Annotated in this window: 1 protein-coding gene; it reads right to left on the minus strand. The window is 57.2% G+C overall.

Annotated features, from left to right (window positions below; translation table 11 throughout):
* On the minus strand, nt 1–311 hold a 311-nt coding region (locus L9G74_RS20110), incomplete at both ends, for a hypothetical protein (RefSeq protein ID WP_238898549.1).

A 311-nucleotide genomic window follows, 5' to 3' on the forward strand; every position in this document is an offset into this window, starting at 1 on the left:
TCTGCTTCTGCTTCTGCTTCTGCTTCTGCTTCTGCTTCTGCTTCTGCTTCTGCTTCTGCTTCTGCTTCTGCTTCTGCAGCAGTTAACTCGACGGGCGCTTCAACTGCAAGCTCAACCGGCGCAATGATGTCCGCTGATTCAATCGGTTCTGCCACTTCCACTGGCGTAGCCGCGGCCGTTTCGGCGACAACTGGTTGCAGTTGCGGTGCCGAAACATCAACAATCTTAACTGGGTCTGGCTCTGGCTCTGGCTCTGGCTCTGGCTCTGGCTCTGGCTCTGGCTCTGGCTCTGGCTCTGGCTCTGGCTCTGG

Source organism: Shewanella electrica (genome assembly GCF_022321485.1).
Lineage (GTDB): Bacteria > Pseudomonadota > Gammaproteobacteria > Enterobacterales > Shewanellaceae > Shewanella > Shewanella electrica.